Genomic DNA, 6,371 nt, shown 5'->3' on the forward strand with positions numbered 1-6,371 from the left:
CCACACGCCGCCGTGATGGTGAACGGCCCGAACGCCTGGACGGACGGACAAACGCGCAGCCTCGGAGAACATCCGCGTCTGCAGGACGCGTCTCCGCCACCATCAACCCGATGCCGGTGCTCCTGTTCCTTTGTGCCTTTGGAATGCCAACCGTCGGGGATGCTTGCGCGTCACCGCGGGTTACCGCGATGTTGAACGGCGACGCGAACGACGCTTGGGTTCGACTGGCGCGGCGTTTACCGGCCTGCCCCCAGCACGCGGCGGCGTTTGGGGTCCGGCCCCAGCGAGCGGATGAAGGGCGGCAGCCCGCCGGCGGACCGCGTGTTGAAGGCCGCCTTCGGCGCGTCCTCGCTTGCCGTTGTCTCCAGCACTTCCGCCTCCGCGGGAATGTCGACCTTGCGGAAGCCGCGGGCGATCCACAGGACGAGTGCGCCGGACAGCAGAAGAAGCAGCGGCGGCACGGCGGCGCGCAGGCCCCAGGGCCACAGAACCTCCGCCCGGCGCGCCCAGCGCTCCGCCCAGAAACGTTCGGCGATCCGCCGCACACGCTCCTCGCCGAGGCCCGGCGGGGCGGCGAGGCTGGTGCCGTCGGGGAAGTCCGTCCGCGCCACGACGCCCCGCCTCACCCCATCCTCCACCACCGCCTCGTCGGCGGCGTAGTGCTGCGGCAGAAAGGCGTCCCTTGCGTCCGAATAGGCGTAGAGACCGGCGAAAGGATGGCGCCCCTGCAGGTCGGCGGCGGCAAAGGCGGCGATCACCGCCCCCCACAGCAGGGCGGCGGCCAGCCAGCCCCGCCACAGGCCCTTGCTCCAGTTCATGTCCCGTCTCCCTCTTGCCCAAGGAGGCTCTTCCCCAAGGAGCCGGAAAAACTAAAGACCCGGCCGGCGGGCAGCCAGGGTCAAAAACCGGCCTTTCGCAACCAGACCTTTTAGAATCAGGCCGCGGGCTTCAGCAATTCGCGCAGGATGTGCGGGGTGATCGGCTTGTGGACGAGGCGGAAGCCGGCGCCGCGGATTTCGGTGATGCGTTCGGGCGCCGTGTCGCCGGTCAGCACCACGGCGGGGATCCGCACGCCGCAGACGCCGTGGATGTCGCGGATCGCCTCAACCCCCGTCCGCCCCTCGCGCAGGCGGTAATCGGCGATGATGAGGTCCGGCAGCCGGCCCAGCCCGTGCAGGACGTCCACCGCCTCCTCCGCCGACACGGCGGCCACCACCTCGTAGCCCCACTGTTCCAGCAGGGTGCGCAGGCTGAGCAGCACGATGGCCTCGTCGTCAATGACCACCACCAGCCCCTGCCCATCGTCGTTGGCCCGGTCCGGCCCGCTGCGGCGCAGGATGGCGCGGGGGCGCACGGAGGGAAGCTCCACCGAGAAGACGCTGCCCCGTCCGGGCCACGAACGCAGGGCGACCGTGTGGCCGAGCAGCCCGGCCAGCCGCTTCACGATGGCGAGACCGAGCCCCAGCCCCTTGGCGCGGTCGCGCTCCTGGTTGCCGATCTGGAAGAACTCCTCGAAGACGGCCTGCTGCAACTCCTCGGGCACGCCGACGCCGCTGTCGGCCACCTCGATGCGCAGCACGCCGTTGCCGCGCCGGCAGCCGACCACGACGCCGCCCCGCTCGGTGTAGCGCAGCGCGTTCTCGATCAGGTTGCGCAGGATGCGCTCCAGCAGCATCGGGTCGGTGCGCGCCCACAGCGAGGTCGGCACGACCCGCAGCCGCAGCCCTTGCCCCTCCGCCTGCGGCCCGTACTCCGCGGCCAGCCGGTCGAGCAGCGGCCCGACCGCGCATTCGGTGACGCTGGGCTCCACCGCCCCGGCGTCGAGCCGCGACACGTCGAGAAGACCGTCGAGCAGGAGCTTCAGCGCATCCAGCGAATGGCCCATGCTGGTCACCAGCTCGTGGCCGGGATGACCGTGCAGCTTGTCGCCCAGCACCTGCGCGAAGAAATAGAGCGACTGCACGGGCTGGCGCAGGTCATGGCTGGCCGCCGCCAGGAACTGGGTCTTCGCCCGCTCCGCCTTCTCGGCGCGGGTCTTCTCCCGCCGGGCCTCGTCCGCCGCGGCCAGAGCGCGCTCCATCGCCTGCTCGGCCGCCTCCTTCGCGGCGAGCTCGGCCTCCGCCGCCGTCCGGCGGGCGGTGATGTCGCGGACGATACCGGTGAAGCGCACCTCGCCGTCGGCCTTCCATTCGGCGACGGACAGCTCCAGCGGAAACACCGACCCGTCCTTGCGCTGACCCGTCACCTCGCGCCCGATGCCGATGATCCGCCGCTCCCCCGTGCGGTGGTAGCGCTTCAAATAGCCGTCATGGGCGCTGCGGTCGGGATCGGGCATCAGCATGCTGACGTTGCGGCCGATCACCTCCTCCGCAGCGTAGCCGAAGATGCGTTCGGCGGCGCGGTTGAAGCTGTGCAGGGTGCCGGCCCGGTCGATGACCACGATGGCGTCCACCGCCGTGTCGACGATGGCGCGGTAGCGGGCCTCCGCATGGGCCACGGATTCGCTGGCGCCGACCAGCGCGGCGCTGGCCTCGGCCAGGACGCGGTGCAACTCGTCGATCTCGCGCACCGGCACGCCGCCGTCGTAGCGGATGGCGCGCCCCTCCATCAGGCTGCCGCCATGGGTGGCCAGTGCGCGGACGGGATGGGCGAGCCGCCGCGCGAAGATCCCCGCCGACGCCAGAGACACGGCCAACAGAAACAGGCCCAATCCCAGGGCCAGCAACACCGTACGGTTCAGGGGATTGAGCACGGCCTCGGTCGGCGTTGCGGCCGCGAGGGTCCAGTCGGCGCGCTGCGTGCGGTGGAAAGCACCGATGATCTCCACCCCGTCCAGCGTGGCGCCGCGGTAGTTGCCGGTCTCCGCCGTGCCGCGCGCCGCCAGGAACCAGTCGGGCACCGCCCGTCCCAGATACTCCGCATGCTCGCGCGAGCGGGCGGCGATCCGGTTCTGACCGTCGATGATCACGGCGATCAGGCCGGACCGGGTCTCGAAACCTTCCAGCAGATCGCTCCAGGTCCGCGGATCGACCACCGCCGACAGGACGTAGCGCAGGCTGCCGTCGCGCATCACCGGCACCATGACGGCGATCGTCGGGCGCACCGCCGCCGTCGCGGTGACCAGATCGGACACCGCCGGCTGGCGGGTCGCGGTCACCCGTTGCAGCGCGTCGCGCTGTGGCACATCCGGCAGCGGGACGCCGAGCCGGACCACCGTGTTGACAATCTGCCGCCCCGACGGGTCGATCAGCGCGATGTTCGTCCAGGAGGGGTGCTGAGTCAGCGCCAGCGTCGCCCGCTCATAGAAGCCGGCGGGATCGTCGGCCGCCAGAGCGTCCGTGCGGGACAGCGCCCGCAACGCCTCGATGGTCGCTTCCAACTCCCGGTCGACGATCAGGGCCAACGCCTCCGCCGTGTCGGACATGTTGTTCTCGACGGCGTCCCGCTGCTGCTGCACCAGCCAGCCGATGAGCATGCCGCCGAGCAGGAGCATCGGCACCAGCGTCACGAGCACAAGCCTCAGCAGGTACCCGCGCAGAGTCAACGGTTGCTGACGGGACACCGTCTTCAGCGGCATGGATGGACAATCCGAAAGGTTCGCGACACAAACAGATTATCGTATCTTGCTCCGCCCTTTCGTGCTTCGCCACCGGAATCTGAATCGATGGGATGAGACTGTTTATATAGGCGTTACCCTGTTGGAATAATGAAGTGTCTGCCAAGCTTTCGCTCCAGCTCTTCGGTGCGATCCACAGTCATTGGCATACTTGGCTTCTCGGACTGAACTTTTCGTACGCGGTCGCTTATTGAAAGATAGGTGGTCATGTCCTTGACATACCGTGGTATGAGGACCATTGGCCGACCGATCCCTTATCAAGACCTTGGGAACGACCTGCCTCATCTGAGACGGAGGCTGCGCGGAAGCCAGGACCACTTGCGCATCGTCCGGCGTAACCGGTGCCGGGCGCGTTGTTGCCGTCGGCGTCGCCGGGGCGACCGGAGGGGCGGCCAGGGCGGCGGCCTGCTGACGGCGGGCGGTTTCCGCTTCCTTCTCCTTCTGATGGCGGCGATGAGCAATCTCGCGGGCACGGAGTTGCTGTTCCTGGCGCAGGGCCATGGCCAGCCGGCGCAGGGCCGCCGTTCCGCTGGTCACGGATGCCTGACCGGCGGCGGCCCGAAAATCGCCGATCGTGGGGAAGCGCCGGTAGCCGGAGCGGAAGGAGGACCAGACGCCGCGGAAACCGGCGATCCATTCCTCGGCGAGCCAGCCGGCCATTTCGAGAATGTCGGCCTCCAGCACATCGGCGTCCGGAAGCTCCAGGCCGAAACGCGCCGCCAGCTTCTCGATGCCGGTCAGCACATTCTCCACACCGATCGCCGGGCAGGCGCCCTCAAGGGCGGCCTCGACCCGCTCGGCCAGCGCCCCGATCTCCTCCGGCGCGCGATCCGCGATCTCGAAGCGCAGGTCGGCGCGTTCAAGCCGGGCGAGCGAGGCGATCGCGCAGGGCAGAGAGGACGCCGGCGTTGCGGGCAGCCACGCCATGTCCGGCGTCTGCGGGACGGCGCTGACGGGAAGGCTCACGGGAAAGCTCGGCAGGCTGGCGGTCATTCTGGGCGCTCCGGTTGGAGGGGCGGCGGGAGGCTGTTGCAAAGGGGACGACGGTGCCTTCGGGTGTTTCGCCGGCTGGTGCCGCGGTGGGGGCGACCAGTTCGCGGGCCACCCATCTGCGCCAGGCGCCGGATGGGTCGGCCGGGCTGTAGCCGTTGCGGACGTTGGCCTTGCGGCACCAGGACACGAACTTGCGGGTCACCGTGGTGGGATCGACCTCAGGGCGGGTTTCCGTGGCCCAGGCCAGATCGGCCGCGTCCGGCTGCCAGTCCTCGGCCAGAGCGTCCCGGTTCTTGATGCCCGAAGGCCCAACCGATCCCCCCGCTCGGAAGGAGGAGGAGTTTTGAGAATCAGGATTCAGGGGATTCCCAGTCCTTAGGAGTCCGTCAGCCGGCTGACCGGTGGTGTCGACGGGCCGACCGGAAGAGTCGGTGTCCTGGGCGCCCACCAGCGCATAGACCATCCCGCGGAAGCCGCGTTCGCGGCGGGCTTCCACCAGGGACAGGTCCGGCGCCTGCAGCTTCGTCAGCACGGCGGACAGCCAGGGACGGCTCTTGCCGAGTTCGGCGGCCAGCTCGTCCTGGACCAGACCGGCGCAGACGCCGGTGGCGTCCGCCCGCGCGTAGAGGCCGGAGAGCACCGCGATCTCCGCGGCTCCCACACCGGGTGCAGCGATCCATCGCCGGTACAAGGTCGTGTACGGGGTCATTGTCTTCCCATGATCCAGCGCTTCAATCCCGGCGGAAGACAAAGCGGGAGCGTCAGTGGAATCCGCGATTCCACTTGGTTTTCCGGACCTACCCTGGCATCATGAAGTCGCCAAACCGCTGATGCGGGGTCCGGTTCTCCCGGTCTTCCATCGGTTTTCGACACTTCGGTGTGCACGAGGGCACAGGTCGCCAAACCTGTGCCCTTTGTGTTTCCGGAGGTCGCGTCCTCCGCTACGTCATCGTCGCCTCCTTCGGCGTGTCGCGGCTGTTCGGAGCCGCCAACTGAAAATCCTGGCCCAAAACCCTGGCCTAAAACTCTGGCCTAAAACTCTGGTCCAAAAGCTATCGGTTCGGGCTTTGGTGAGCCCGTTACGCAAGATGTTGTCGTGGCCCCAACAGGCTGTCCACGATTCAAATGCGTGCGTCCGAATCGCTCCGGTTGCGTCGATGCGGGGTGCTGGAGTCAGTGGAATCAAGGCGTTGAACCCCCTGGAGGGGGGGCGGACCAGGTCTGGGTGTCGCCGTTCTGCCGAGAAACCGGGCGGAAAACGTCGCCGTTCTGCCGAAAGATTCCGGCGCACGGGGGGAAGCGGCGGAGCGTCGGAGTCCGCCGGATGTCGCCGTTCTGCCGAATAATCTGGGCTGTGGCCCATCGGTGACTCCGGGAATCGGCCGAGAATCGGACTCCGACTCGCGCAACCGAGTGTCGCCGTTCTGCCAATGTGCTCCCTCCGCGACGGCCTTTGGACCCTCGGGATTCTGGAAAGAGTCAGGGAATCCAAGTCTTTCAGCGCCATTTCGCGGCTTGTCGGGAGTCGGGACCGTCAGAACGCGGACGCTTTCGGCAGGCAGACCCTCCAGCGGGGCACAGCGTCCGGGGGAACTGGCAGAACGGCGACATTCGTCCGCAGGGTCACAGCGTCGTTTCCGGCCGGTGAGGAATCTTTCGGCAGAATGGCGACGTTTGCGCCTGCGCTGTGGAACATGCGGGGCGTATCGGGAATCAATACCGTAACCGCCAGCGGCGGGGCCGGGGAGACTGGGTGCGGTGC

The 6,371-nt window shown here is 68.4% G+C and carries 4 protein-coding genes; all 4 read right to left on the minus strand.

Annotated features, from left to right (window positions below; translation table 11 throughout):
* Positions 1 to 236 precede the first annotated feature (236 nt).
* The 4 genes from ABAZ39_RS32160 to ABAZ39_RS32175 all read right to left on the minus strand — a co-directional run bounded on the left by ABAZ39_RS32160 (position 237) and on the right by ABAZ39_RS32175 (position 5,270).
* The gene (locus ABAZ39_RS32160) at positions 237 to 818 is read right to left on the minus strand and encodes a hypothetical protein (protein ID WP_040138326.1); all 582 of its coding nucleotides are present in this window, start codon (positions 816 to 818) and stop codon (positions 237 to 239) included.
* Positions 819 to 934: 116 nt separating this feature from the next.
* Positions 935 to 3,577, minus strand: coding sequence for a PAS domain S-box protein (locus tag ABAZ39_RS32165; protein WP_051658815.1), 2,643 nt, complete (start codon positions 3,575 to 3,577; stop codon positions 935 to 937).
* Between the two features lie 102 nt (positions 3,578 to 3,679).
* Entirely contained in the window at positions 3,680 to 4,582 is a 903-nt protein-coding gene (locus tag ABAZ39_RS37300) for a hypothetical protein (protein WP_247881814.1), read from the minus strand.
* Positions 4,476 to 5,270, minus strand: a complete 795-nt coding sequence (locus tag ABAZ39_RS32175; RefSeq protein WP_051658816.1) for a hypothetical protein — start codon at positions 5,268 to 5,270, stop codon at positions 4,476 to 4,478. The genes ABAZ39_RS37300 and ABAZ39_RS32175 overlap by 107 nt, the downstream gene beginning before the upstream one ends.
* Positions 5,271 to 6,371 lie beyond the last annotated feature (1,101 nt).

This window comes from Azospirillum argentinense, assembly GCF_000632475.1.
In the GTDB taxonomy this organism is placed as follows: domain Bacteria; phylum Pseudomonadota; class Alphaproteobacteria; order Azospirillales; family Azospirillaceae; genus Azospirillum; species Azospirillum baldaniorum.

What these genes read in the sequence shown, in the direction of transcription:
- ABAZ39_RS32165 (WP_051658815.1), bottom strand. Translation starts at nt 3,577, where the DNA reads ATGCCGCTGAAGACGGTGTCCCGTCAGCAACCGTTGACTCTGCGCGGG.
- ABAZ39_RS32160 (WP_040138326.1), bottom strand. Translation starts at nt 818, where the DNA reads ATGAACTGGAGCAAGGGCCTGTGGCGGGGCTGGCTGGCCGCCGCCCTG.